We start from the raw sequence: 23,194 nt of genomic DNA, 5'->3' as shown, positions 1-23,194 counted from the left end.
TGTGATAACCTCGTGGCCATTGAATTGGAGTGCTAGCAATGCTTTTCGAGGTCGATGAGACGGTCGTTTACCCGCGCCACGGCGCGGCGACGATCACCAATTTGTTGTCGTACCCGGTTACGGACGGGCAGTCCAATTGGTCGTGCCGCTACAGGACCGACGAACAGAAGGCCTCGACCGTGCTCGATGAGGTTTTTGCCTCCTGACACCGCGGGAACTGGCGCCCACTCCGGGATCGTCGTCGGCATCGTCGTCGTCGCGGCGGGAAGTGGGTCGCGGCTGGGGCATCCCGATCCGAAAGCATTCGTGCCCGTCGCTGGCCGCTCCATCCTCGCCCACGCCCTCGAGGGGGTATTCGGCAGCACTGAGCGGGCGCAGGTGGTGATTGTCGCCCCGGCAGACTGGGTCGCCGAAGCCCGCGATCTGGCCACCGCGGTCGCCGGTGCCGCTCACGAATCGGTGACCGTCGTCGTCGGATCGGCCTCTCGCCAGGGCTCCGTTGCCGCGGGGCTCGCGGCGCTCGCGCCGGGCATCGAGATCGTGCTGGTGCATGATGCGGCACGGTCATTCACCCCGTCAGCGCAATTCGACGCGGTCATCAAAGCCGTGCGCCAGACCGGGGCGGGCGTCATTCCCGGACTTCCGGTCTCCGACACGATCAAGCGGGTGGGAGACGGGCGTGCGACAGCCACCATCGATCGGTCCGATCTCGTCGCTGTGCAGACTCCGCAGGGTTTCCCTCGCGCGCAACTCGCTTCCGCCTATGCCGAGGCATCAGCGGACCACACCGATGATGCGGCACTGTTCGCGGCCGCCGGTCACGAGGTTCGGGTGATCGAGGGCGACTCCCAGGCATTCAAAATTACGACACCGTGGGACCTCCGCCGCGCTGAGTCCCTCATCCCCACGGTCGAGCGGGTCGAGCGGGTCGAGACCCGCACCGGCATCGGTATCGATGTGCATGCCTTCGACACCGCCCGCCCTCTCTGGCTCGGCGGCGTATTCTGGCCGGGCGAAGTCGGCCTTGCCGGCCACAGCGACGGGGATGCCGTGAGTCACGCCATCTGCGATGCACTGCTCTCCGCAGCGGGCCTCGGTGACCTCGGATCGAACTTCGGCACGGCCGAACCCCGGTTTGCGAATGCCCGTGGCGAAGTCTTCCTCTCGGCAACCGTCGAACTCGTGACCGCTGCGGGATTCATGATTAATAATGTGTCCGTGCAGGTGGTGGCCAACCATCCGAAAATCGGCACTCGCCGCAGCGAGATCGAAATACGGCTCAGTGACTGTGTGGGCGCACCGGTGAGTGTCGCGGCAACGACCTCCGACCGGCTCGGATTCACCGGGCGGGGCGAAGGCCTCAGCGTCATCGCGACCTGCCTCCTCGAGCGCAACCGAGAGAGGCGTACTCGGTAGGCTGGTGGGCGTGACAGTGCGCCTTTACGACTCCCGCTCGCAGGGGCTTCTCGACCTCGTGCCGATCGTCGAAGGGCACGTCGGCATCTATGTCTGCGGGCCGACGGTGCAGTCCTCGCCGCACATCGGACACTTGCGGTCTGCCCTCGTCTACGACCAGTGGCGCCGCTGGCTCAGCTATCGGGGCTTCTCCGTTACCCTGGTGCGTAATGTCACGGACATCGACGACAAGATCCTCGCGAGCGCGGCCACCGGCACGGAAGAGTGGTGGGCGCTCGCTTACCGGTACGAACTCGAGTTCAGTCGCGGGTACGAGCACCTCGGCATCCTCGCCCCCACCTACGAGCCCCGCGCGACCGCAAGCATCCCTCAAATGCAGCGCCTGATCGCCGAGCTGATCGAGCGCGGGCATGCGTACGTGTCCGATGACTCGTCGGCAGATGTCTACTTCGATGTGGCGTCCTGGCCGACCTACGGCGAACTCACCAACCAGAAATCCGGCGATCTCGCGACCTCAGCGGATGTCCTGGGCCGCGGCAAGCGCGACCCCCGCGACTTCGCCCTATGGAAGGGCCATAAGCCGGACGAGCCATCCTCGGCCTCCTATTCCTCGCCCTGGGGCGATGGACGGCCGGGCTGGCACATCGAGTGCTCGGCGATGGCGCAGCAGTATCTCGGCACCCGGTTCGACATCCACGGCGGCGGTCTCGACCTGCGCTTTCCGCACCATGAAAACGAATTGGCCCAGTCATCCGCCGCCGGGCACGGCTTCGCCAACGCCTGGGTTCACAACGGACTCGTGAATGTAAACGGGCAGAAGATGTCGAAGTCACTCGGCAACTCGATCTTCGCCGCCGAATTCCTCGAACGAGCCCGTCCGCTCGTGGTGCGCTACTACCTGGGATCCGCGCACTACCGCTCGACCATTGACTATCACGACGGCGCACTTCTCGAGGCGGAAGCTGCACTGGATCGCATCGAGGTCTTTCTCGATCGCGCCGCTCGACGCCTCGAGGGCACCCAGTTTGCGGGCAGTCGCCCGCAGCGAATTCCCGATGAATTCGCCGAGGCGATGGATGACGATCTGGCCATCCCCCAGGCCATGGCGGTACTCCACGAGCAGGTTCGCGCCGGCAACGCGGCCCTCGACGCGGAGGATCTCGGCAGCGCCGCGGCCCTTCAGGGCCAGGTGCTGGCCATGACCGAAGTTCTCGGAATCAACCCGATGGCCGTAGAATGGCAGACTGCTGCGGGTGATCCGGCGAGTGTAGCGCTCGCAATTCTCGTCGAGAGATTGCTCGAGGACAGGGCAGCGGCACGCAAGGCGCGCGATTTCAGTTCCGCCGATCGCATTCGCGATGAACTTGCCGCAGCCGGTATCCAGATCGAAGACACGCCCTCGGGGTCGCATTGGAGTCTTGACTAATGAAGAGCAGTGGAGCGAACAAGCCGCGCGCTGGAGCCGTGCGCAAAAGCAGCACCGGCAAGCAGGTGGGTTCCGGCGGTCAGGGCCGCCAGGCGCTCGAGGGCAAGAAGCCCACACCGAAGGCGTCCGACCGTCCCTATCATCCCGCGGGAAAGCGCAAGGCGGCGAACGACCGTTTCGCCGCGGCTGGCGGGAAGCGTCCGTCGAGCACCGGTGCACCGCAGCGAACCGCGACTCGCGTGAGTAACCCCAAGCAGTCGGACGAGTTCGAGGTCGTCACCGGCCGCAACTCCGTGCTCGAGGCCCTCCGCGCCAAGATCCCGGTGACCGCCCTCTACATCGCGACACGCATCGAATATGATGACCGCGTCAAGGAGGTTATGCAGATCGCCACCAAGCGTGGCCTGCCGATCCTCGAAGTCATGCGCCCTGAGCTCGACCGTCTCGCGGGATTCGACTCTGTGCATCAGGGGCTCGCGCTCAAGGTGCCGCCGTATGAGTATGCGCATCCCACCGACCTTCTCGACAAGATCGTCGCCAGCGGCCGGGTGCCTTTGCTGGTCGCACTGGACGGAGTGACCGATCCGCGCAACCTCGGAGCGATCATCCGCTCGGTCGCCGCCTTCGGCGGTCATGGTGTGATCGTGCCGCAGCGTCGTTCGGTTGGGCTCACCGCCGCGGCCTGGAAGACCTCTGCCGGAGCCGCCGCGCGCACCCCCGTCGCAATGGCCTCGAATCTCACCCAGACGCTCAAGGCCTTCAAGGAGCGCGGCGTCTTCGTGCTCGGCCTCGACGGTGGCGGGGACACCCCGCTGCCTGAGCTGTCCTGGGCGAAGGAACCCCTCGTCGTGGTTGTGGGCAGCGAGGGCAAGGGTCTTTCCCGCCTCGTCACCGAAACCTGCGATGCGATCGTGTCGATCCCAATCAATTCCTCGACGGAGTCCCTCAACGCCGGCATTGCCGCGAGCGTAACCCTCTACGAGATCTCTAAGCAGCGCGCGCGGAAGAAGTAGCCCCACTTTTTTGCCGATCGAGCAGGTCATGCCGATCGAGTATCGAGCGCGAGTCAGACCTTCGAGCGCCAGTCGTCCTCGGCAATGATGTCGACCGGTAATGTGATCGTGCCGGTCGCAGGTGCGATGACCGTGGCCTCGTCGCGACGATGGCGCAGCACGGTGTCCACATAGGAACTCACGGCCTCCGCGAGCGGAACGTCGCGGTTCTCGTTCTGCGACAGGTACCAGCGGTGGTCGAGCAATTGGTGAAACACCTCCGCGGGCTCAAGCCGACCCTTGAGCTCGCGCGGGATGGCACGGATCACCGGTTCGAACACCTTGGCGAGCCATTCGTGCGCCACCATCTCTTCGTCCTCGCCCTGTTTGTTGAAGGTCGCGGTATAGGAGTCGAGGTCGTTGAGCAGCCGACGGGCCTGGTTTTCCTGGGCATCCAGCCCGGTGAGTCGCAGCAGGCGGCGTTGGTGGTGACCGGCGTCTACGACCTTCGGCTGGATGCGAACCTGCGAGCCGGTGTCATCGGTCTTGATGGCCAACTCTTCGATATCGAAGCCGAGTTCGTTGAGTCGCTCTACTCGCTCGTTGATGCGCCAGCGTTCGGAGGAGGAGAAGGATTCGGATCCGGTGAGCTCGATCCAGAGGCTGCGATACGCGGCGACGATACCGTTCGACACCTCCACTGGATCCAGTCCCTCCTCCAGTCGCCCACCCGCGGCAAGGTCGAGCAGCTCGCCCGCGATGTTCACGCGCGCGATCTCGAGGTCGTTCTCGCGCTGGCCGTTTGACAGCCCGTTGTAGAGCTGGCCGGTCTCAGCATCCACAAGATAGGCGGCGAACGAGCCGGCATCGCGACGGAAAAGAGTGTTGGAAAGCGAGACATCACCCCAGAAGAAGCCGATGATGTGCAGGCGTACCAGAAGCACGGCCAGTGCGTCGACAGTGCGCGTGGCGGTGTCGGGGCGAAGGGTCTGTGAGTACAGCGCTCGATAGGGCAATGAGAACTTGAGATGCCGGGTGATAAGCACGGAGTCGAGATCGTTACCCTCGTCATCCGTGCGATTCGTGATCACCGCGACGGGGTCGACGCACGGCACATCGAGCTTCTGCAGGGTGCGCAGCATCTCGTATTCGCGGCGGGCGAGCTCCGCGGATGTCTCCTTGATCGCGATCACGTAGCCGCTGAGGTGCACGAATCGAACCAGGTGTCGCGAGATACCCTTCGGCAAAGCGGCGATCACGCTGTCCGGCCACGTGTCGAGCGGCAGGTTCCATGGCAGGTCGAGGAGAGTGGGGTCGACCGTCGCCGAGGTGATGTTGAGGGAACCGCTCATGTGCTCTGCCTATCGGAGTCGCGCGTACGAAGGTGACAAAAAAATGCGGGCGACGACACAAGATCGTCGCCCGCACTCTCGGGTATTCGACGGGCTAGTCGACCACGGCCTTGCTCAAGCGGTCGCCCGACGCGATGTCGAAGGCGTGCACGTGCGCCGGCTCGGGAAGGATGAAAACCGTGTCACCGGCGTTCGGGTGCGAACGTCCATCGACGCGAGCGACGATGTCGACGCGCGAGCCGTCGATGTCGGTGTGGCCGTAGAGGTAGCCATCCGCACCGAGCTCTTCGACCAGGTCGACCGCGACCTGGAGGCCCTCACCCGAGGTGGAGACGCGCACGTCTTCCGGGCGAACTCCGATGGTGACCTTGGTGTTGTCGGTCTTTCCCATGGTGGCGCGGTCGAGCGCGGCGACCGCCGTGCCGAACTCGAGGCCACCCTCGACGAGGTCCGCTGTGAACAGGTTCATCGCCGGGGAGCCGATGAAGCCGGCCACAAAGACGTTCCTCGGGTTGGCGTAGAGGTCGCGGGGCGTTCCGACCTGCTGGAGCACGCCATCCTTCAGTACCGCGATGCGGTCACCCATGGTGAGCGCCTCGGTCTGGTCGTGCGTGACGTAGACGGTGGTGACGCCGAGTCGACGCTGGAGGGATGCGATCTGGGTGCGAGTCTGCACGCGCAGCTTGGCGTCGAGGTTCGACAGCGGCTCGTCCATGAGGAATACCTGGGGCTGACGCACGATCGCACGACCCATGGCGACGCGCTGGCGCTGACCGCCGGAAAGAGCCTTCGGCTTGCGGCCGAGATAGGGCTCGAGGTCGAGGAGCTTGGCGGCTTCGAGTACGCGGGTGGCGCGCTCGTCCTTGTTGACACCGGCGATCTTGAGCGCGAAGCCCATGTTCTCGGCAACGGTCATATGCGGGTAGAGGGCATAGTTCTGAAACACCATCGCGATGTCACGATCTTTCGGCGGCACGTCGGTGACGTTGCGATCTCCGATGAGAATATTCCCGTCGTTGACCTCTTCGAGACCGGCCAGCATGCGCAGCGACGTGGACTTTCCGCAGCCCGATGGTCCGACCAGAACAAGAAACTCGCCGTCGGAGACGTGGAGGTCGAGTGCGTCGACCGCCGGTTTCGTCGAGCCGGGGTAGAGGCGGGTTGCTTTGTCAAAAGTGACAGAGGCCATGGTTGAACAACTCCTTCACCGGCAGGTACGTGCCGGACGATCCGTAGTGAATGGATGATGGTGCAGGGCCATTATGACACTGGAACTGGGCACACGCGCAGCACAATTCCTCTGGAGAGGCCGGAATCTGTGGCACTGTAGCTTTTTCCCAGACAGCGTGTCTAGGGTTCTTAGGGCCCCGCTCACAGCAAACTGCAGCGGCTGACGGCCACGGCATTGATGGATAGCGAGTGAGGTTCGATGACCTACGACGGTTCGAGTGACAGCGGTCTCAGTAAAAACGAGAGGCGCGAGGCCGCGCGCGAGAAGTCCCGTGTGCTGCGCGAGCAGCAGAAGAAAAAGGATCGGCGTAGTCGCGTAATCCTGCAGGGGAGCCTTGCTGTGCTGGTGATTGCCATAGTCGCCGTCGTCGGTCTCGTGATCGTCAACAGCGTGCGTCCACCCTCGCCCGGCCCAGCGAATATGCTCAGTGACGGCATCAAGATTGGCGAGGGCTTTAAGGCCATGCCGACCGGCGCCCTCCAGCCGGATGATTCCCCTATCCCGTCCAAGACGAATGCCAAGAACGTGATCGACCTTCGCGTCTACATCGACTATCAGTGCAAGTACTGCGGCAACTTCGAGGCGACCAACGCTGCCCAGATCAAGAAATGGGTGTCAATCGGGGCGGCCACCCTGGAGATCCATCCGCTCGCCATCCTCGACCAGGCCTCGCTCGGCAAGAAGTATTCCACGCGATCTGCAAACGCGGCGGCATGCGTTGCGAACTACTCGCCCAACCAGTTCTTCGACTTCAGCGCCCTGCTCTTCACGAACCAGCCGAAGGAGAACACGGAAGGCCTTACCGATGACCAGATCATCGCGCTGACTCGAAAGGCCAAGGTGAGCAAGGCCGATTCGATCACAACCTGCATCACCGATCAGGAGTTTAAATCCTGGACGAATGCCGCGACGGAGCGTGCGACGACCGATCCTTTGGCCGGCACCGACGTGAAGAAGCTCGCCGGTACTCCGACGGTCATCATCAACGGCAAGAAGTATGCCGGAGCTATCGACAGCGCCGCCGACTTCGCCAGTGCGATGTCGAAGGCCTCGGGTGACAGCTTCAGTGAGGATTCAACGGCCACGCCAAGCCCGAATCCCTCGCCGTCTGCCAGCGCCGGCGAATAGGACCCCGATAGGCAAGAAGGGCCGGGCCGAGAGGTCCGGCCCTTCTTCTGTGGTCAGTCCCGCAGCGCCGGCACCGGAGCCGAGGTGATGATCTTGCCCGGGTTGAACGTGTTCGTTGGGTCGGCCGAGTCGAACAATCCCTGCATCACCGCGACCCCACTGGTCGAAATATCCTGCTCGAGCCACGGGGCATGTTCGAGACCGACACCATGGTGGTGGGACACCGTTCCACCCGAGTCGATGAAAGCCTGCTGGATGGCGCTCTTGACCACGGTGTACTGGTCGAGCGAGTCTCCACTCGGCAGGTAGGCGAAGGTGAAATAGAGGCATGCTCCGGAGTGATACGAGTGGGAGAGGTGGGCCATGATCCAGCCCTTCACCCCGATCTCGTCGAATGCGGCGTTGGCAGCAGCCATCACGTTGTCATAGAGAGCGGGGAGCTTCGACCACGGAGCCGAGGTCTCCGAGACATCCGCAGATCCGCCAAGGTCGAGCAGGAAGTCACGAATGTACGGGGTATCGAATTTCTTCTGGTCGTAGAGTGCGCCGGGACCCTTGCCAACGCCGATACCGCCGTGCCGTTTGACGATGCGCCCGACGAGCTTCTCATTGCGGGCGACATGCTCATCGCTGCCTTCGTAGCCGATGAAGGAGAGGCACATCTTGTCGGTGTCCCAGCCCTTCGACTTGAGGAAAACACCGAGGCCCTTGGTCACCAGACTCGAGATGCCCTTGCTCTCCTTGCTCGTAGCGAACGAGAACACCGTCTCCCGGCCGTCCGAGACTCGGGTGACGGAGGGGGTGGCATCGCTCTCCGAGATCTCCTTCATTGAGGCAAGCCCGTCACTCCAGGTCGGGTAGAGGTAGGCCTGGATTTCGCGCTTAGCCGGAATGCGGTGCACCTGGACGGTAACCTCGGTGATCACGCCCAGACGGCCTTCGCTGCCCAGGATCATCTCGCGAACACTCGGGCCGGTGGAAGCGCTCGGGATGGCGCGGATGACCAGCACGGTTCCCGGCCGCACAACGCGGAGGCCCTTGGCAATGTCTGCGATATCGCCGTACTTGTCGGACTGCATTCCGGAGGAACGGGTGGCTACCCAGCCACCGACGGTCGAGTGCGTGAAGCTGTCGGGAAAGTGGCCGATCGTCCAGCCGCGCTTCTCGAGCTGGGCTTCGAGGTCGGGGCCCTGTGCGCCGGCCTCGATGCGGGCCAGACCCGACCCTTCGTCGATGTCGATCACGCGGTTGAGTCGTCCGAGGTCGAGGGAGATCACGGTGCGGGTCTCATCGGCGAGTGGCTCAAGACTGCCCACGATGTTGCTGCCACCACCGAACGGAATAATCACGGCGTCGGCCGCGACGGCGGCATCCACCACCTGCTGCACCTCGGCCTCATCGGCCGGGTAGACCACGACATCGGGGGTTCGGGCGAGGGACCCGGCTCGCACCCGGATGAGATCGCGGATGCTCTTGCCGAAGGTGTGCACGACGCGGCTGAGGTCGTCCGTGATCACGTGGTCGTCTCCGGCGATCGCTACGAGCTGCGCCAGGAAGTCTCTGCTTGCACGGCTGGCCGGCACATCGAGGTCGTCGAAGGACGGGGCCGCGACCGTGGGCGCTCCCGGCTCAAGGCCGAGGGCGAACGTGAGGAAGGGGGCGAAGCCGGGCTTGTCGTCGTGATGGAACGCGACGCCATCCCGTCCCCAGCCCCACCACTTCATGTGCTGTACATCGGTCACTTCTGTGCTCCTCTTGTTGCGTATGCCCGCGGCTATTTTCGCCGCGGCAGTTCGTGCCGACCGAGAATATCGGCCGAATGCAGTTCTCTCAGACGCAGGATCTCCTGGCGCGCGCGCTCGGCGAATTCTCCTTTGGACTCGCCCTCGGCGACGCGAAGCGGATCCCCGAAGACCACACCGACGGGAAATCTGCCGCGCTTCGGCCAGTTCGTACCGCGCGGGTGAGCGATGTGTGCTCCGATAAGGGCCACCGGGATGCAGGGCACATCACATGCCGCGGCCAGTGCTGCCGCGCCCGGCTTGAAGCGACCGAGCTCGCCGTCTTTCGATCGCGTGCCCTCCGGGAAGATCAGCACCGGGATGCCGCGCATCAGCAGCGAACGTGCGCTCGTCGACGAGGTCTGTGTCCCCGTTCGTCGCACCGGGAAAGCGTTGAAGAACAGCGCGGTGAGGCCACGACGCCACCAAACGTTGAAAAAGTAATCCGCAGCGGCACCCGCGGCGAGGTACCGCGCGAGGGGACGGGGTAGCGAGCCGACGATGAGGGGAGTGTCGAGGTGGCTGGAGTGATTCGCCACAACGACGAATCCTCCCTTGACATCCTTGAGTTTCTCGCTTCGGATCACGGTGACGCGGGTGAGCGACCAGATGAGAGGTTTGAGGAGGGCACGCTGGGCAAGGAAGCGGGCGATCGCCTGGTACGGCGAGTTGAAACGATCGTGAAGCCGCTTGGCTGCGGATCGCGGGAGGAAGGGGCGGGAATTGAGTGGCATTCGCACCGTCACCGTGCCACAGGCTTCCGTCGCGATGACGAAATCGCGCCGGAAAAGGAACGGATGGCACCCTTCGGAGCGAGGCGGGCCAAGCCGATGAGAGCTCGGTAGCGAAGAGTAGGTATGGAAATCACAGTGCCTCGATCCACGTCGCGCAAGGCTGCGCTCACCAACTGTTCGGCGTCGAGCCACATAAAGTTTGGGATGCTGCTCGAACGGATGCCGGCCCGATCATGAAATTCCGTGCGAACCCATCCCGGGCAGAGGGCTGTCACGCCCACGCCGGTGCCCCGCAGTTCGACCGAGAGGCCCTCGGTGAACGAGGTGACCCACGCCTTGATGGACGAGTAGCTGCCCATGGTGAGGAAACCGGCGGTGCTCGAAACGTTTACGATCTTGCCGGAGCCTCGCTCCACCATTCCGCGGGCGGCGGCGCCGGACAGCACAAACACCGCGCGGCACATCACCTCGAAGCCGCGATCGAATTCGGACACGTCGATATCGAGGAGCGAGGCATGCATGCCGAATCCGGCATTGTTCACCAGAATTTCGATGGAACGACTCGGGTCGCTGAGGCGATCGACTACTCGAGCGACGTCACCACGGTCCGCCAGGTCGGCCGACAGCACCTCGACGGTGCGACCGATGGCCCGCAACTCGGCAGCCATCTCGTCGAGGCGATCGATCGATCGAGCGACGAGAACGAGATCGTATCCACGCGCAGCGAGGAGTCGGGCGAACGCGGCACCAATGCCCGACGTCCCACCGGTGACGAGAGCTACACCCATGCCGTTAGGTTACGCTGCTCACGGGGGACCGGTTGCCTAAACGGGGGCTCCGATGGTAGCAAGGGCTTGAAATCATGACATTTGCGAATGGAGATTCCACCACGCACTTTCCGGCGGGTTCCGACAGGGCATCCCCGGCAAGATTCGATGTACGCGCCTTTGCCCGTAGTGCGCAGGGCAATCACCGCGAAACGCTCCGGCTCGACGAATTCGCCACCGACCCACTCTCTGGTGAAAGCCTCCGTGCGGTGCGCTACCTTGCTCGCCTCGAGAGCGGAACAATGGAGCAGTTGCGCAACCTGCTCGTGACGGCGACCCATAAAGATGCGCGAATCACCGCATTCCTGGTGACCTGGGCGTTCGAGAAGTTCTGGATCGCCGATGCCCTTGACGCCGTGCTCGAGGCGAACGGGCAGCGGAAGTCCCACGAGGCTGCCGAGGGGTCGACCCGTCGATCCAGAATCGAATCAGTGGAGCGCCGCGGACCCATTCGCCGGGCTATCACCGGACTGATCCAGGGCGTTCCGATCATCGGCGTGCACGTGACCTCGGGCCTGGTCGACGAATGGATCACCCGTGCGGCATATGACCGGCTCGAGACTGCCAGCGCGAACCCAGCCCTCTCGTCGGCAATCTCCACCATCCTCGGCGTGAAGGCACGACATGTGGCCTTCTTCGACCACGAGGCACGTGAACGACTGGCGGATGACCCGCGCGCCGCCTCCCTCACCCGCAGGTCGCTCGAGCGCCAGGTGTGGCCGATTGGCGCCATCGATCGTGCCGACGACGACCGCTCGTTCTTCGAGTCGTTCGTGTTCGGCTCTGACGAGGGCCGCGCTCGTGCCGCGGATATCGGGCGCCGCGTCGCCGAGCTGCCCGGCATGGACTCTCGCATCGGTGACGCCGTCGCCCGTAAGCTGCACGCGTGACTGCCGCCGACGAGACCGCGAAGAAGGCTCCCGCTCGCAAGTCAAGGGCAAAGCCGAAGGTCGCGACTGCGCTGGCGTCAAGCCTCGGCTCCTCGCACATCTTCCTCACCGGTGGCACCGGTTTCGTGGGGCAGGCGATCCTCGAGCGGTTGCTGTCGTCGCACCCGGACACCACGATCTCGTTGCTCATCCGCTCCAAGGGCAGTACGAGTGCCACCGATCGCCTGGGCACCCTACTGCGCAAGCCGGTGTTCCGACTTTGGCGCGAACGGGTCGGGGACGACGAGGTAGAGCGTGCCGTGCGAGATCGGCTCCGGGTGGTCGAGGGCGACCTCGGTTCAGTGCCAGCGCTCCCGTCCGATGTGGATATCGTGATCCACAGCGCTTCGTCGGTGTCGTTCGACCCTCCCATCGACCAGGCCTTCGAGACGAATCTCGGAGGAGCGGTCTCGCTCTACACGGCCCTCCAGGAGAGCGGCGCCGATCCGCACGTCGTGCACGTGTCTACGGCGTATGTTGGCGGCATCCGCAAGGGAATCGTGCCGGAGGCCCGTCTCGCTCACTCCGTGGACTGGCGGAGCGAGTTCGAGGCGGCCCGCGATGCGCGGGTCCGCGTCGAAATGGCCTCACGCCAGCCGGAGACCCTCCGTCGCCTGATCGGGGATGCTCGTGCCGAGCACGGCAAGGAGGGTCCACAAGCCGTCGCGAGGGCTGGCGAGGCCGCGCGAGTGGAATGGGTGCGTTCGCGTCTCGTTGACTACGGTCGCACGCGGGCAGAGAGCCTCGGCTGGACCGATGTCTACACGCTCACCAAGGCATTCGCCGAGCGCGCAGCGGAGGAGCTGTGGGGGGATGTCGGTCATCGTTTGTCCGTGGTTCGCCCCGCGATTATCGAGAGTGCCTTGCGGCATCCTTTCCCCGGCTGGATCGACGGTTTCAAGGTGGCCGATCCGCTCATCCTGGCCTACGGCCGTGGACTTCTTCCCGAATTCCCCGGGCTTCCCGACAGTGTGCTCGACGTGATCCCGGTGGACTTCGTGGTCAATGCGATCGTTGCGATTGCCGCGCGCCCTGCCCCGGTCGCCCAGTACGTGCACGTGAGCTCCGGCGCGAGCAACCCGCTGCCGATCCATCGCATGCTGCAGAACATGAAGGAATTCTTCACCGCGAACCCGATGCCGCACGCCAGCGAAGGCCAGGTGCGCGTTCCGACCTGGAGTTTTCCGGGGGACCGCAAGGTGGAGCGTGCCCTGCGCAGCCAGGAGCGCTGGAATGACCGGCGAGAACAACTGCTGGAACGATTCCCGTCGACTGCCCGCACCCGCGCGCAGATCGCGAAGGTCACGTCCCGCCGCAGCGATCTCGAATCGCTGCGCAACTTTGCCGAGCTGTATCGCGCCTACGTGCAGACCGAGATCATCTTCGACGATCGACAGCTGCGTGCCCTCGGGAATTCCCTCGCACCTTCGCCAGAAGAGGACACCGGATTCGACGTGACGACGATCGACTGGGAGGACTACCTCCAGCGCGTTCACTTCCCGGCCATCACGACGCTCACTCGCGCATTCGCGGTGCGTCCCGCGGCGGCAGAGAAGGTGCAGAAGGCGCTTCCGGAGCGCACGGATGTCATGGCCGTTTTCGACCTCGAGGGCACTGTCGTCGACTCCAACATCGTCGAGCAGTACCTGTGGGTGCGCTCGGCCGGATTCCGAAAGGCGGCCTGGCCCGCCGAGGTAGCGAGCCTGCTCGGATCGCTCCCCGGCTACCTGAGCGCCGAGCGCAGAGACCGAGGCGAGTTCATCCGCGTCTTCCTTCGTCGGTACAGTGGCATGCCGGCAGCACGCCTCGAGAGCGTCGTCTCCGGCGGCTACCGCGAGACGCTGCTGCGACACACCATGCCCGCCGCCATCGCCCGTATCAAGGAACACCGGGCCGCCGGCCATCGCACCGTGCTCGTCACGGGATCCATCGGCACGCTCGTAGCGCCACTTGCCGATCTCTTCGACGAGGTGATCGCCGGGTCGATGCACGAGCGCGATGGTGTGCTCACCGGTTATCTCGCCCAGCCGCCGCTTGTCGACGAGGCCCGCGCTGCCTGGTTGCTGCGGTACGCCGAAACCAACGGTTTCGATCTCTCACAGAGTTACGGCTACGGTGACAGTCATGCCGACCTGGTCTGGCTCGAGCTGCTGGGAAACCCCAGCGCCGTCAATCCGGACACCAATCTGTCGCGCGAAGCGCAACGAAGAAAGTGGAGCATCCACAACTGGAAACGCGGATCCCACCCCACTGGTTCGTAACAGCTCGAAAGGAGCGGGAGAGTAGCCGCCTGGCCTCTTCCCACAGCACATGGCATTCGATGTAGACAAGTACACCGCGACCTCGGTCTCCGTGAATTGGGACGATCTCGACCTGGAGCGTTTTCACGAGCATCCGCTTCCCGAAGGATCCCTCCGGACGCTTCGATATATGGCGGATGTGGAATATCACACCGTTTGCTACACCCGCGACCTGCTCACCACCCCCTCCCATAAGGAAGCGGACATGAGCGCCTTCATGACAATGTGGAACCGCGAGGAGTTCTGGCATGGCGAGGCGCTGGCGACAGTTCTCGGCATCCACGGAATCGTTGTTGACTTCGATGAGATCAAGGCCGATCGGTTGAAGCTCGGGTGGAAGGACAAGCTCGACCCGATCAAGCAGTCCATTGCCGGTAAGCTCGTTGGCACGGACTTCGTGGCCGTGCACATGGCCTGGGGCGCCGCGAACGAGTGGTCGGCGATCACCGCCTATAACCGCATGGCCGAGCTCGAGGAAGACCCGGTGCTCGCCGAACTGCTCAAGCGGATCGCAAGGCAGGAGGCGCGCCACGTGGCGTTCTACACCTCCCAGGCCCGCGATCGCCTCGCTAAGAGTCGCAAGGCGCAGGTGCTCGCGCGCTTCGCGCTCAAGAACTTCTGGGCTCCGGTCGGCTCAAGCATCATGGACCGCACCGAGGTCGTGCACGTGATGGGTCACCTCATGGGCGGACCCGAAGGCCGAAAGGGCGCCCGTAAGATCGACGCAGCCATCGCGGGCCTCCCCGGAATGGAAGGCCTCACGATCGTCGAAGACTCCCTGAACAAGCTCGGCGTCGCCGCCTGATCCCGCGTTGCCGCTCTCGGCATCCACCTCCCGTTTTTGCGACCACCTCCGTGTGCAAACCTGCGGGTGGTCGCAAAAACGGGTGATGGATGTGGGGTACGCGGCGCGGCGAGGGGGCTCGGCTTCGTTGCCGGGAGCGACCTCTCGTAGAGGAAATCTGCCGACTGACTGCCGTCGGCGCAAACGGGCCGGAGGGCGTGGAGTCGTTGCGAAAATCGGACCCGCATCCGGCAGCGAGGAAATCCACGCAGGCACAGGTCGAGGGCGGCATCCGTTACGCCTCGTTTGTTGCGGATGACGGGCCGCCCGCGCGCAGGGAGCTGACGGTGTAAGGGCTCCGATTCGCCCAGACGCGCACAAGGCCCTGCGAATCCGCCGGACCGCACATCCACCTCCCGTTTTTACGATCACCTCCCTGTGCAGACCTGCAGGTGCTCGCAAAAACGGGAGGTGGTTGCCGGGCGGTGTGGAGCCCCCTGTCGGATTCGAACCGACGACCCCCGCTTTACAAGAGCGGTGCTCTGGCCAACTGAGCTAAGGGGGCGAACGGGTATTCATATTACTTGCCGTGTGCGGGTCGTCGCGCCGGGGCCGATAACGTTGGACCTCATGACACTCGTGCACCCGGCCCACTCGCGAACCGCCGTCACGCTCGGGCTTCTCGGGGCCATCATCGTTGGTGTGCTCACCGCCATCCAGTCCCGGGTGAACGGCGAGTTCGGTCGGGCACTCGCGGACGGTTATCTCGCCGCCGTCATCTCTTTCGGTTCGGGTCTCGTCATCCTGCTTGTTGCGCTGAGCGTGTGGGCTCCGGGGCGGCGCGGACTGCGGGTGGCATTCGGCTCCGTGCGCACGGGTACCACCCCGTGGTGGTACCTCTGCGGGGGAGCGGGCGGCGCCCTGTTCGTGCTCTCGCAGGGCATCACCGGGGCGGTGCTCGGGATCGCGCTGTTCACCGTTGCCGCCGTCTGCGGCCAGACGCTCAGTGGACTCGCGATTGATCGCAACGGTATCGGCCACACCCCGCCAGCCGCGATCACCTTTACCCGCCTTGTCGGCTCCGTGCTTTCGCTCGCGGCGGTCGGAGTAGCCGTCTCGGCGGGCTTCGGCGGCGACATCCCGGCCTGGATGCTTCTGCTCCCCTTCGCGGCGGGGTTCGCGGTGGCCGTCCAGCAGGCCGTAAACGGGCAGGTGCGCCGCGTCGCGGGATCTGCGCTCGCGGCCACCTTCATGAACTTCCTCGTCGGCACGATCGTGCTGCTCGTCGTCTGCCTGGTGCACGAGGCCATCGTCGGGCTGCCCGAGCGGATGCCGACCAACCCGGTGCTCTACCTCGGCGGCCTCATCGGCACGATCTTCATCGGCGGCGCGGTGATCGTCGTGCGAGTCACCGGGGTTCTGCTTCTGGGGCTCGGCTCAGTTGCCGGCCAACTGGTGATGTCGCTCGTGCTCGACGTCGTACTTCCGACGCGGGGCCAGGTAATTGTGACCTCTACCGTAATCGGCACTCTGCTCACGCTCGTGGCGGTCATGATCGCCGCACTCCCGTCTCGCACGCTCGGAAAACTGCCGATCAGAGGACGCTGAGGTATTGCTCTGAGGGGAACGGCTTGCGTTCGCCAGCTTTCTCGCCGCCGTCGCGACCGCCGACATAGAGCCAGCCGAGCAGTTGCTCGGTGTCGGCGAGACCGTGCATCACGCGCACCGGCAGCGAGCGGGTGAGGTGGCCGGAGCGCCACATGACACCCCAGCCCGCCTCATCCAACAACAGGCTGAGCGTGTGGGCAACGCCGGATGCCGCGACCTCCTGCTCCCAGTCGGCCACTTTGTGACTCGGCTGGAATGATGCGACCACGGCGATGAGCAGGGATGCCCGCAGCGGCTTGTCGGCGAGCTTCGCCGCATCCTTCGCGTCGGCCCCGCTCGCCTCGGTGAACGCTACTCCGAGGCGGGCGCGAGCATCCCCGCGCAGTTCGATCAGCCGCCACGGACGCAGCGATCCATGGTCGGCGACGGAGGCCGCGGCCGCGACGAGGGGCAGCAGCTCGGCGTGGCTAGGGGCGTCAGCCGTCACCCTTGGTTGCGAGCGGCGGCGGGTGACGGCTTCCAGGATCGACATCGACGGCTCAGCTTTCTTCGGTGAAGTCCAACGAGAGCGAGTTCATGCAGTACCGGTCGCCGGTGGGCGTCTGGTAAGCGTCGTCGAAAAGATGCCCGAGGTGCGAACCGCAGTTGGCGCAGAGTACCTCGGTGCGGGTCATCAAGAGGCTCTTGTCGGTCTTGAGGATCACGGCATCGGGGTTGACCGATTCGTAGAAGCTCGGCCAGCCCGATCCGGACTCGAATTTCGTGTTGCTGGCGAAAAGCTCGGCCTGACACGCGCCGCAGGTGTAGACCCCGGCGCGCTTCTCATCGAGCAGTGCTCCCGACCAGGGGCGCTCGGTGGCGGCCTCGCGCAGGATCGAGAACCGGGTGGGGTCAAGTTCCGCACGCCATTGTGAGTCGCTCTTGGCAACCGGGTAGGAGGTGGAGTCGGTGTTCTTGCTCATGAGGAGTCCTTAGGGGATAAGACGGTCAAGATGAAACCTTCATCTTATTAAACTCGGCACCATGCCCGAATGTTCCGTCGTCCAGAAATCGTGGAGTGAACTCACACTGGAGGTGCTCTACTCCTTCGTCAAGCTGCGTACCGATGTCTTTTTCGTAGAGCAGCGAATCGATGAGGAAGAACTCGACAACCGCGATCAGGAACCTACCACCGAGCACCTCTGGATCGCGGATGCCACTGGCACGGCCGCCTACCTGCGCGTGCTGTTCGATGCCGAAGCCTCCCATCTCGACGCCAACCTCTGTCTCGGCCGGGTGGTCGTGCGGGCGGATCGTCGCGGCGAAGGCCTCGCGCAGGTGCTCCTTGCCCGCGTGATAGAGCAGCACGGCCACGAGTCAATGCTGCTGCACTCCCAGGAGTACATCGCCCCGCTCTATGCCAAGTTCGGCTTCGGATCCTTCGGCGGGAGCTACATCGAGGCGGGCATCCCGCACATCTCGATGTACCGCGCGGGTCATTAGTGGATACCTCCACCTGGTACCGCGACTTTGGTGAGCTCGAGGCGCGTGGCCAGTCCGCGATCTACGAGCAGTGGGCGCTGGGTGTGGCGGATGACCCAGCGCTGATCACTCTCATCGAGGAGCTTCCCCTGCAAAAGCGGCAGCCCAATCTCGTCTTCGCCTGCGCACGCCTGCTCGGGGCGCCAGAGAGGGACTACCCGGCCTTCCGACGCTGGCTCATGCCGAACTGGTCGGCAGTTGTCAGTGAGGCTCTTGCTCGCAGCACGCAGACCAACGAGGCCAGGCGCTGCGCGTCACTCTTGCCGGCGCTGTCACTGATCCCCGGTCCGCTCGCCCTGCTCGAGGTCGGTGCGAGCGCCGGCCTGTGTCTCTTCCCCGACCGCTACAGCTACTCCTACGACGGCGGCGCGCCCCGTGATCCCCCGGCCGGACCGAGCACGGTGTTGCTCGAGTCCACGACGACAGGAGGAATGCCGCGGCCGAGATCGGTGCCGCGGATCGTCTGGCGGGCCGGCCTCGACCTCCATCCCCTCGATGTGCGCGATGCCGACGACATGTACTGGCTCGAGACGCTGGTCTGGCCGGAGCAACACGAGCGCCGCGCACGGTTGCGTGCCGCCATCCGCATTGCCGCTGAAAATCCGCCGCGTATCGTGCGGGGGGATGCCTCGGTGCTCGCGTCTCTCGCCGCGCAGGCTCCGGATGACGCGACCCTGGTCGTGATCACGAGTGCAGTACTCGTCTACCTGCCGTTCGCCGCGCGGATGCGTTTCGTGGAGTTGGTGCGCTCCCTCGATACCCGCTGGATCTCGCTCGAAGGCGTGCGTGGCCTGCCGACCGTGCGAGCGGCATTGCCCGACGACGGGGGCTCCGACGGACGATTCGTGCTCGCGCTGGACGAGGTACCGCTCGCGTTCACCGGACCACATGGACAATCGCTCGACTGGATCGCCGTCCTGTAGCCATCAGCGGCGCCCTGCCGCCCAAATACGCGGCATGCCCGCGGGCATCGACTTTTTTACAGCGACCGAGCCCTAGTATTGCGGCAGAGCGGAGGGAGAACCGTGCCAGCCTCGTCTGACCGGTCTGAGATCCCGTCAGCGACTCCGGGTGTGTCATCGCTCCCGTCGCGCGAGCAGCGCATTCTGGTGTTCGAACGACAATGGTGGAGCCACGCCGGAGCGAAGGAAGCGGCGATCCGCGCGGAGTTCGCCCTCCCGGCGGCCCGGTACTATCAATTGCTGAACGCGGTGCTCGACCTCCCGGAGGCCATTCTCTTTGATCCGATGCTGGTGCGACGGCTGCAGCGGATGCGTGATGCCCGAACCGAAGCGCGATCTGCTCGGGTTTTCGGCAGCCCCGATTCCACACACCAGTAACCCAATCAACGAAAAGAACTGATGGCGACCAAATCGACTGACCGCTTCGACAGCGTGCCTGACGACCTGCTTCGGAACGGCGCCCACCGTTCCGCGCCGAAGAGGGGTCGCGGATGGATCGCTTTCGCCTGGGCCGCTCTCGCCACCGGTGTGCTCGTCGCGGCGGGGTTGTTTGGCCTTGCGGTGATCCGCGGCACCATCGAACTCCCCTTCGCCACCGCGAGCGCGCGCGCGACCACCAAACCGACACCGACTCCCACACCGACGCCGAGCATTGAGGTGAAAATCAACCCGGCGCTGGCAATCACGATTCTCAACGGCACGAAGACCAAGGGCCTCGCTGCGGCGGTCGGCGACAACCTGGTGAAGCAGGGATGGAGCGGCGCCGCGCCAGGCATCGGGTCTCGCACCAACGCCGGCTCGAGCGATATCACCAAGACCGTCGTGTACTACGCAGATGCCGCAAACGAATCAGCCGCACGCGCCATGGTGCTCTCGCTCAAGATCGGCGAGATCCGCCTCTCCCCGGCGTTCCCCGGGTCCCCGATCACAGCGGTCATTGGCAGCGATTACGTTCCCCCGGCTGGTTGAACCCAAGCTGCTGTTCACCCGGCTCCAAATTTGTGTTTTGTCACGGGTTGAATCGTCCCGATTTGTTTGGATCCCCACTGTTATCTGGGATTGATTGCTGACAGCAGCGGCGCGCGGCGACAACCGGGGAGTATTCGATGGCGAACGGAACCGTCAAGTGGTTCAACGCGGAAAAGGGCTATGGCTTCATTACGGTGGAGGTGGGTGGCAAGGATGTCTTCGTTCACTACTCGGCGATCGACATGGGCGGTTTCACAGCGCTCGAAGAGGGCCAGAGTGTGACCTTCGAGGTCGGTTCCGGCAACAAAGGCCCCCAGGCTGAATCCGTGCGGCTGGCGCAATAGGATGCCACCGCCGCCCGCGTGATCGAAGGGCGCGCCCCGAGTAACGATGTCCGGGCTCCCGGACGCCGTTAGTCTGAGGCCGTGGGGGACTCTAGGGCGCGGTCGTGCGTATGCGCTCGCGCGCTGGTCTCGGTGACGCTCGCCGTCTTCCTGGGGTTCACCACCGCGGGGTGTGCGCCGGAGAAAGTCGCGCCTTCTCCCACCCCGAGCCCTACTCCCACCTTCACGACTCCGCCGCCCACCGCGATCGCCCCGCTGCGCGGTACGACAGTGCCGGCCGGTTCCCTCGACCACGCGTCGATCGCCGCCAAGATCGACAACCTGCCAGTAGCGCGGCCGCAGGTCGGCCTCGAGAGCGCCGACCTCGTGTACCAGGAACTGGTGGAGGGCGGCCTCACTCGCTACGTCGCAGTGTGGCAGTCTACGATCCCCGCACTGCTCGGCCCCGTCCGGTCCATCCGCCCGATGGACCCGGACATCGTCTCGCCGCTCGGTGGCATCATCTGCTACTCCGGCGGCCAGCAGCGCTTCGTCGACCTGATGCGTAGGACGCCCGTCTACAACGCCATCCACGGTCAGGCGGACACCGCAAGCACCTTCTTCCGCACGCCCACCAGGGCGGCACCGCACAATGTGCTTGTGAGGGCCAAGGACCTTCTCGCCCAGCACTCGAGCATCCCCGCCCCCGCGCAGCAGTTCGTGTACTCCCTCACCACGCCCGCGTCGACCGGGGCGAAGGACGGTACCCCCACGGCGGTGGTCAACTATTCATTCTCCGGAATCTCGACCGGCAGCTGGACCTGGGATGCTGCGCGCTCGGTGTTTCTGCGCTCGCAGGGCGCCGGGCCCGACCTGGACAGCGCGGGAGCACAGCTTTCTGCCACGAACGTCGTCGTGATCCGCGTCGCAGTAACCGACGACCAGGGCGTGCCCAAGACCAACCTGATCGGCTCGGGTGAGGCCTGGATATCGTCCGGCGGCGGCACCGTGCACGCCGCGTGGTCGAAGTCCTCAGCGACCGATCCGATTCATCTCGTCGACGGGGCGGGGGCGGCGGTGCGTCTCGTCGCAGGTAACACGTGGATAGAGCTTGTTCCCACGGCGGGGTCCGTCTCGTTCGTCGCTCCCGGTTAGCTCTCCGACCGTCGGCAGCTCACTTGCACTCTCAGGGGGAGAGTGCCAGAATCATCTAGCACTCCCTTCTTGAGAGTGCCAATAGCTGTTGCTTTTATGACGTCCCGGAAGGACGAAAAACACACATGGCAAAGATCATTGCTTTCAACGAGGAGGCCCGTCGCGGCCTCGAGCGCGGCCTCAACATCCTGGCTGACGCTGTCAAGGTGACCCTCGGCCCGCGCGGTCGCAACGTCGTACTTGAGAAGAAGTGGGGCGCCCCCACCATCACGAACGACGGTGTCTCCATCGCCAAAGAGATCGAACTCGACGACCCCTACGAGAAGATCGGCGCGGAGCTCGTCAAAGAGGTAGCCAAGAAGACGGATGACGTCGCCGGCGACGGTACGACCACCTCGGTCGTTCTCGCTCAGGCGCTCGTGCGCGAAGGACTGCGCAACGTCGCGGCCGGCGCGGACCCGATCAGCCTCAAGCGCGGCATCGACAAGGCCGTCACGGCCGTCATCGCCGCCCTCGTCGCCGGGGCCAAGGAAATCGAGACCAAAGAAGAGATCGCGGCAACCGCATCCATCTCTGCTGGTGACCCCGAAATCGGAGCACTCATCGCGGAAGCGATCGACAAGGTCGGCAAGGAGGGTGTCGTTACCGTAGAGGAGTCGAACACCTTCGGAACCGAGCTCGAGCTCACCGAGGGCATGCGCTTTGACAAGGGTTACCTTTCGGCGTACTTCGTCACCGACCCCGAACGCCAGGAAGCGGTCTTCGAAGACCCCTACATCCTCATCGTCAACTCGAAGGTCTCCAACATCAAGGACCTCCTCCCGATCGTCGACAAGGTCATCCAGTCGGGCAAGCAGCTCCTCATCATCGCTGAGGATGTGGATGGCGAGGCCCTCGCTACCCTCGTCGTCAACAAGATCCGCGGCATCTTCAAGTCCGTTGCCGTCAAGGCTCCGGGCTTCGGCGACCGTCGCAAGGCGCAGCTGCAGGACATCGCGATCCTCACCGGTGGACAGGTCATCTCCGAGGAGGTCGGCCTCAAGCTCGAGAACGCCACCCTCGACCTGCTTGGTCGCGCCCGCAAGGTCGTCGTCACCAAAGACGAGACCACGATCATCGAAGGTACCGGCGATACCGAAGCCATCGCTGGCCGTGTCAAGCAGATTCGTGCCGAGATCGAGAACACCGATTCCGACTACGACCGTGAGAAGCTCCAGGAGCGCCTCGCCAAGCTTGCCGGTGGGGTTGCCGTCATCAAGGCGGGCGCCGCGACCGAGGTCGAGCTCAAAGAGCGCAAGCACCGCATCGAGGACGCCGTTCGTAACGCTAAGGCTGCCGTCGAAGAGGGCATTGTCGCCGGTGGTGGCGTTGCACTGATCCAGGCCGGCGCTGTTGCTTTCGCCACCGAGGGCCTTTTGGCGCTCACCGGGGACGAGGCCACTGGCGCGAACATCGTCAAGGTCGCCGTCGACGCACCGCTCAAGCAGATCGCGCTCAACGCCGGTCTCGAGGCTGGCGTTGTTGCCGAGAAGGTTCGCAACCTGCCGAGCGGTCACGGCCTCAACGCCGCGACCGGTGAGTATGTCGACATGCTGGCCGCCGGAATCAATGACCCGGTGAAGGTCACCCGCTCGGCACTGCTCAACGCAGCGTCGATCGCTGGACTGTTCCTGACCACCGAGGTCGTCGTCGCCGACAAGCCCGAGAAGGCCGCGGCACCGATGGGTGACCCCTCGGGTGGCATGGACTTCTAGGT

Annotated in this window: 23 protein-coding genes and 1 tRNA gene; 16 read left to right on the top strand and 8 right to left on the bottom strand. The window is 64.5% G+C overall.

The genetic code is table 11. The features are described 5' to 3' along the window. The first annotated feature begins 38 nt into the window (after positions 1 to 38). Genes RCH11_RS06835 through rlmB form a run of 4 tightly spaced genes read left to right on the top strand, consistent with a single transcriptional unit; the run spans position 39 to position 3,855 of the window. Positions 39 to 206: a hypothetical protein gene (locus RCH11_RS06835; RefSeq protein WP_327056251.1), complete on the top strand. Its 168-nt coding sequence runs from the start codon at positions 39 to 41 to the stop codon at positions 204 to 206. Continuing rightward, positions 196 to 1,416, top strand: a complete 1,221-nt coding sequence (gene ispD / locus RCH11_RS06830; protein WP_327056250.1) for a 2-C-methyl-D-erythritol 4-phosphate cytidylyltransferase — start codon at positions 196 to 198, stop codon at positions 1,414 to 1,416. Before RCH11_RS06835 ends, ispD begins: the two co-directional genes overlap by 11 nt. A gap of 10 nt (positions 1,417 to 1,426) precedes the next feature. Continuing rightward, positions 1,427 to 2,842 carry a cysteine--tRNA ligase gene (cysS, locus tag RCH11_RS06825; protein ID WP_327056249.1) on the top strand — a complete coding sequence of 472 codons (1,416 nt, stop codon included), beginning with the start codon at positions 1,427 to 1,429 and terminating at the stop codon, positions 2,840 to 2,842. Then, complete coding sequence (gene rlmB, locus RCH11_RS06820) at positions 2,842 to 3,855, top strand: 23S rRNA (guanosine(2251)-2'-O)-methyltransferase RlmB (protein WP_327056248.1); 1,014 nt, start codon at positions 2,842 to 2,844, stop codon at positions 3,853 to 3,855. Before cysS ends, rlmB begins: the two co-directional genes overlap by 1 nt. Positions 3,856 to 3,908: 53 nt before the next feature. Here the strand turns inward: rlmB and RCH11_RS06815 are convergent, their stop codons facing one another. Next, the gene (locus RCH11_RS06815; RefSeq protein WP_327056247.1) at positions 3,909 to 5,186 is read right to left on the bottom strand and encodes a DUF4032 domain-containing protein; all 1,278 of its coding nucleotides are present in this window, start codon (positions 5,184 to 5,186) and stop codon (positions 3,909 to 3,911) included. Between the two features lie 94 nt (positions 5,187 to 5,280). Continuing rightward, positions 5,281 to 6,375: an ABC transporter ATP-binding protein gene (locus RCH11_RS06810; RefSeq protein ID WP_327056246.1), complete on the bottom strand. Its 1,095-nt coding sequence runs from the start codon at positions 6,373 to 6,375 to the stop codon at positions 5,281 to 5,283. 240 nt (positions 6,376 to 6,615) lie between these two features. Between RCH11_RS06810 and RCH11_RS06805 the strand changes: the two genes are divergently transcribed. Continuing rightward, on the top strand, positions 6,616 to 7,545 hold the full coding sequence (locus RCH11_RS06805; protein WP_327056245.1) for a DsbA family protein: 930 nt from the start codon (positions 6,616 to 6,618) through the stop codon (positions 7,543 to 7,545). A 53-nt stretch (positions 7,546 to 7,598) separates the two neighbouring features. Here the strand turns inward: RCH11_RS06805 and RCH11_RS06800 are convergent, their stop codons facing one another. Genes RCH11_RS06800 through RCH11_RS06790 form a run of 3 tightly spaced genes read right to left on the bottom strand, consistent with a single transcriptional unit; the run spans position 7,599 to position 10,848 of the window. After that, a complete protein-coding gene (locus RCH11_RS06800) occupies positions 7,599 to 9,287 on the bottom strand; it encodes an FAD-binding oxidoreductase (protein WP_327056244.1) in 1,689 nt (562 codons plus the stop codon). Positions 9,288 to 9,319: 32 nt separating this feature from the next. Further along, entirely contained in the window at positions 9,320 to 10,060 is a 741-nt protein-coding gene (locus tag RCH11_RS06795; protein WP_327056243.1) for a lysophospholipid acyltransferase family protein, read from the bottom strand. An 8-nt stretch (positions 10,061 to 10,068) separates the two neighbouring features. After that, entirely contained in the window at positions 10,069 to 10,848 is a 780-nt protein-coding gene (locus RCH11_RS06790; RefSeq protein WP_327056242.1) for an SDR family NAD(P)-dependent oxidoreductase, read from the bottom strand. Between the two features lie 74 nt (positions 10,849 to 10,922). On the opposite strand from RCH11_RS06790, the gene RCH11_RS06785 reads away from it, so the two are divergent. Genes RCH11_RS06785 through RCH11_RS06775 form a run of 3 tightly spaced genes read left to right on the top strand, consistent with a single transcriptional unit; the run spans position 10,923 to position 14,921 of the window. Beyond that, positions 10,923 to 11,777 carry a hypothetical protein gene (locus RCH11_RS06785; protein WP_327056241.1) on the top strand — a complete coding sequence of 285 codons (855 nt, stop codon included), beginning with the start codon at positions 10,923 to 10,925 and terminating at the stop codon, positions 11,775 to 11,777. Further along, a complete protein-coding gene (locus RCH11_RS06780) occupies positions 11,774 to 14,077 on the top strand; it encodes an SDR family oxidoreductase (RefSeq protein ID WP_327056240.1) in 2,304 nt (767 codons plus the stop codon). The genes RCH11_RS06785 and RCH11_RS06780 overlap by 4 nt, the downstream gene beginning before the upstream one ends. Before the next feature lie 49 nt (positions 14,078 to 14,126). Next, positions 14,127 to 14,921: a ferritin-like domain-containing protein gene (locus RCH11_RS06775; protein ID WP_327056239.1), complete on the top strand. Its 795-nt coding sequence runs from the start codon at positions 14,127 to 14,129 to the stop codon at positions 14,919 to 14,921. A gap of 467 nt (positions 14,922 to 15,388) precedes the next feature. Here RCH11_RS06775 and RCH11_RS06770 read toward each other — a convergent pair. Next, a tRNA-Thr gene (locus RCH11_RS06770) sits at positions 15,389 to 15,465 on the bottom strand. Positions 15,466 to 15,530: 65 nt separating this feature from the next. Between RCH11_RS06770 and RCH11_RS06765 the strand changes: the two genes are divergently transcribed. Further along, the gene (locus tag RCH11_RS06765) at positions 15,531 to 16,508 is read left to right on the top strand and encodes a DMT family transporter (RefSeq protein WP_327056238.1); all 978 of its coding nucleotides are present in this window, start codon (positions 15,531 to 15,533) and stop codon (positions 16,506 to 16,508) included. On the opposite strand, the gene RCH11_RS06760 is transcribed toward RCH11_RS06765, so the two are convergent. Together RCH11_RS06760 and msrB are read right to left on the bottom strand one after the other, a co-directional pair. After that, positions 16,495 to 17,040 carry a nitroreductase family protein gene (locus RCH11_RS06760; protein ID WP_327056237.1) on the bottom strand — a complete coding sequence of 182 codons (546 nt, stop codon included), beginning with the start codon at positions 17,038 to 17,040 and terminating at the stop codon, positions 16,495 to 16,497. The two genes, RCH11_RS06765 and RCH11_RS06760, sit on opposite strands and share 14 nt — an antisense overlap. A 7-nt stretch (positions 17,041 to 17,047) precedes the next feature. Then, on the bottom strand, positions 17,048 to 17,470 hold the full coding sequence (msrB, locus tag RCH11_RS06755) for a peptide-methionine (R)-S-oxide reductase MsrB (RefSeq protein WP_327056236.1): 423 nt from the start codon (positions 17,468 to 17,470) through the stop codon (positions 17,048 to 17,050). 61 nt (positions 17,471 to 17,531) lie between these two features. Here msrB and RCH11_RS06750 point away from each other — a divergent pair, with 61 nt between their 5' ends. The 7 genes from RCH11_RS06750 (at position 17,532) to groL (ending at position 23,192) form a co-directional block, all read left to right on the top strand. After that, a complete protein-coding gene (locus tag RCH11_RS06750) occupies positions 17,532 to 17,990 on the top strand; it encodes a GNAT family N-acetyltransferase (RefSeq protein ID WP_327056235.1) in 459 nt (152 codons plus the stop codon). Further along, complete coding sequence (locus RCH11_RS06745; RefSeq protein WP_327056234.1) at positions 17,990 to 18,952, top strand: DUF2332 domain-containing protein; 963 nt, start codon at positions 17,990 to 17,992, stop codon at positions 18,950 to 18,952. The genes RCH11_RS06750 and RCH11_RS06745 overlap by 1 nt, the downstream gene beginning before the upstream one ends. Positions 18,953 to 19,054: 102 nt before the next feature. Next, positions 19,055 to 19,369, top strand: a complete 315-nt coding sequence (locus RCH11_RS06740; RefSeq protein ID WP_442789014.1) for a DUF3263 domain-containing protein — start codon at positions 19,055 to 19,057, stop codon at positions 19,367 to 19,369. 21 nt (positions 19,370 to 19,390) lie between these two features. Then, positions 19,391 to 19,960 carry a LytR C-terminal domain-containing protein gene (locus RCH11_RS06735; RefSeq protein WP_327056233.1) on the top strand — a complete coding sequence of 190 codons (570 nt, stop codon included), beginning with the start codon at positions 19,391 to 19,393 and terminating at the stop codon, positions 19,958 to 19,960. Positions 19,961 to 20,097: 137 nt separating this feature from the next. After that, positions 20,098 to 20,304 (top strand): cold-shock protein, encoded by a 207-nt coding sequence (locus RCH11_RS06730; protein WP_327056232.1) that lies wholly within the window; start codon positions 20,098 to 20,100, stop codon positions 20,302 to 20,304. 81 nt (positions 20,305 to 20,385) lie between these two features. Then, the gene (locus tag RCH11_RS06725; protein ID WP_327056231.1) at positions 20,386 to 21,438 is read left to right on the top strand and encodes a DUF3048 domain-containing protein; all 1,053 of its coding nucleotides are present in this window, start codon (positions 20,386 to 20,388) and stop codon (positions 21,436 to 21,438) included. Between the two features lie 125 nt (positions 21,439 to 21,563). Then, complete coding sequence (groL, locus tag RCH11_RS06720) at positions 21,564 to 23,192, top strand: chaperonin GroEL (protein ID WP_327056230.1); 1,629 nt, start codon at positions 21,564 to 21,566, stop codon at positions 23,190 to 23,192. Positions 23,193 to 23,194: the final 2 nt, after the last annotated feature.

The sequence above is a fragment of the Glaciihabitans sp. GrIS 2.15 genome (assembly GCF_035984695.1).
GTDB lineage: Bacteria > Actinomycetota > Actinomycetes > Actinomycetales > Microbacteriaceae > Lacisediminihabitans.
Note: the sequence above shows the minus strand (reverse complement) of the source record. Positions and strands in the feature narration are given on the sequence as shown.

What these genes read in the sequence shown, in the direction of transcription:
- RCH11_RS06760 (WP_327056237.1), bottom strand. Translation starts at nt 17,040, where the DNA reads ATGTCGATCCTGGAAGCCGTCACCCGCCGCCGCTCGCAACCAAGGGTG.
- RCH11_RS06790 (WP_327056242.1), bottom strand. Translation starts at nt 10,848, where the DNA reads ATGGGTGTAGCTCTCGTCACCGGTGGGACGTCGGGCATTGGTGCCGCG.
- RCH11_RS06815 (WP_327056247.1), bottom strand. Translation starts at nt 5,186, where the DNA reads ATGAGCGGTTCCCTCAACATCACCTCGGCGACGGTCGACCCCACTCTC.
- RCH11_RS06805 (WP_327056245.1), top strand. Translation starts at nt 6,616, where the DNA reads ATGACCTACGACGGTTCGAGTGACAGCGGTCTCAGTAAAAACGAGAGG.
- RCH11_RS06735 (WP_327056233.1), top strand. Translation starts at nt 19,391, where the DNA reads ATGGCGACCAAATCGACTGACCGCTTCGACAGCGTGCCTGACGACCTG.
- groL (WP_327056230.1), top strand. Translation starts at nt 21,564, where the DNA reads ATGGCAAAGATCATTGCTTTCAACGAGGAGGCCCGTCGCGGCCTCGAG.
- RCH11_RS06835 (WP_327056251.1), top strand. Translation starts at nt 39, where the DNA reads ATGCTTTTCGAGGTCGATGAGACGGTCGTTTACCCGCGCCACGGCGCG.
- RCH11_RS06795 (WP_327056243.1), bottom strand. Translation starts at nt 10,060, where the DNA reads ATGCCACTCAATTCCCGCCCCTTCCTCCCGCGATCCGCAGCCAAGCGG.
- RCH11_RS06775 (WP_327056239.1), top strand. Translation starts at nt 14,127, where the DNA reads ATGGCATTCGATGTAGACAAGTACACCGCGACCTCGGTCTCCGTGAAT.
- RCH11_RS06810 (WP_327056246.1), bottom strand. Translation starts at nt 6,375, where the DNA reads ATGGCCTCTGTCACTTTTGACAAAGCAACCCGCCTCTACCCCGGCTCG.
- RCH11_RS06730 (WP_327056232.1), top strand. Translation starts at nt 20,098, where the DNA reads ATGGCGAACGGAACCGTCAAGTGGTTCAACGCGGAAAAGGGCTATGGC.
- RCH11_RS06785 (WP_327056241.1), top strand. Translation starts at nt 10,923, where the DNA reads ATGACATTTGCGAATGGAGATTCCACCACGCACTTTCCGGCGGGTTCC.
- msrB (WP_327056236.1), bottom strand. Translation starts at nt 17,470, where the DNA reads ATGAGCAAGAACACCGACTCCACCTCCTACCCGGTTGCCAAGAGCGAC.
- RCH11_RS06750 (WP_327056235.1), top strand. Translation starts at nt 17,532, where the DNA reads ATGCCCGAATGTTCCGTCGTCCAGAAATCGTGGAGTGAACTCACACTG.
- rlmB (WP_327056248.1), top strand. Translation starts at nt 2,842, where the DNA reads ATGAAGAGCAGTGGAGCGAACAAGCCGCGCGCTGGAGCCGTGCGCAAA.
- RCH11_RS06765 (WP_327056238.1), top strand. Translation starts at nt 15,531, where the DNA reads ATGACACTCGTGCACCCGGCCCACTCGCGAACCGCCGTCACGCTCGGG.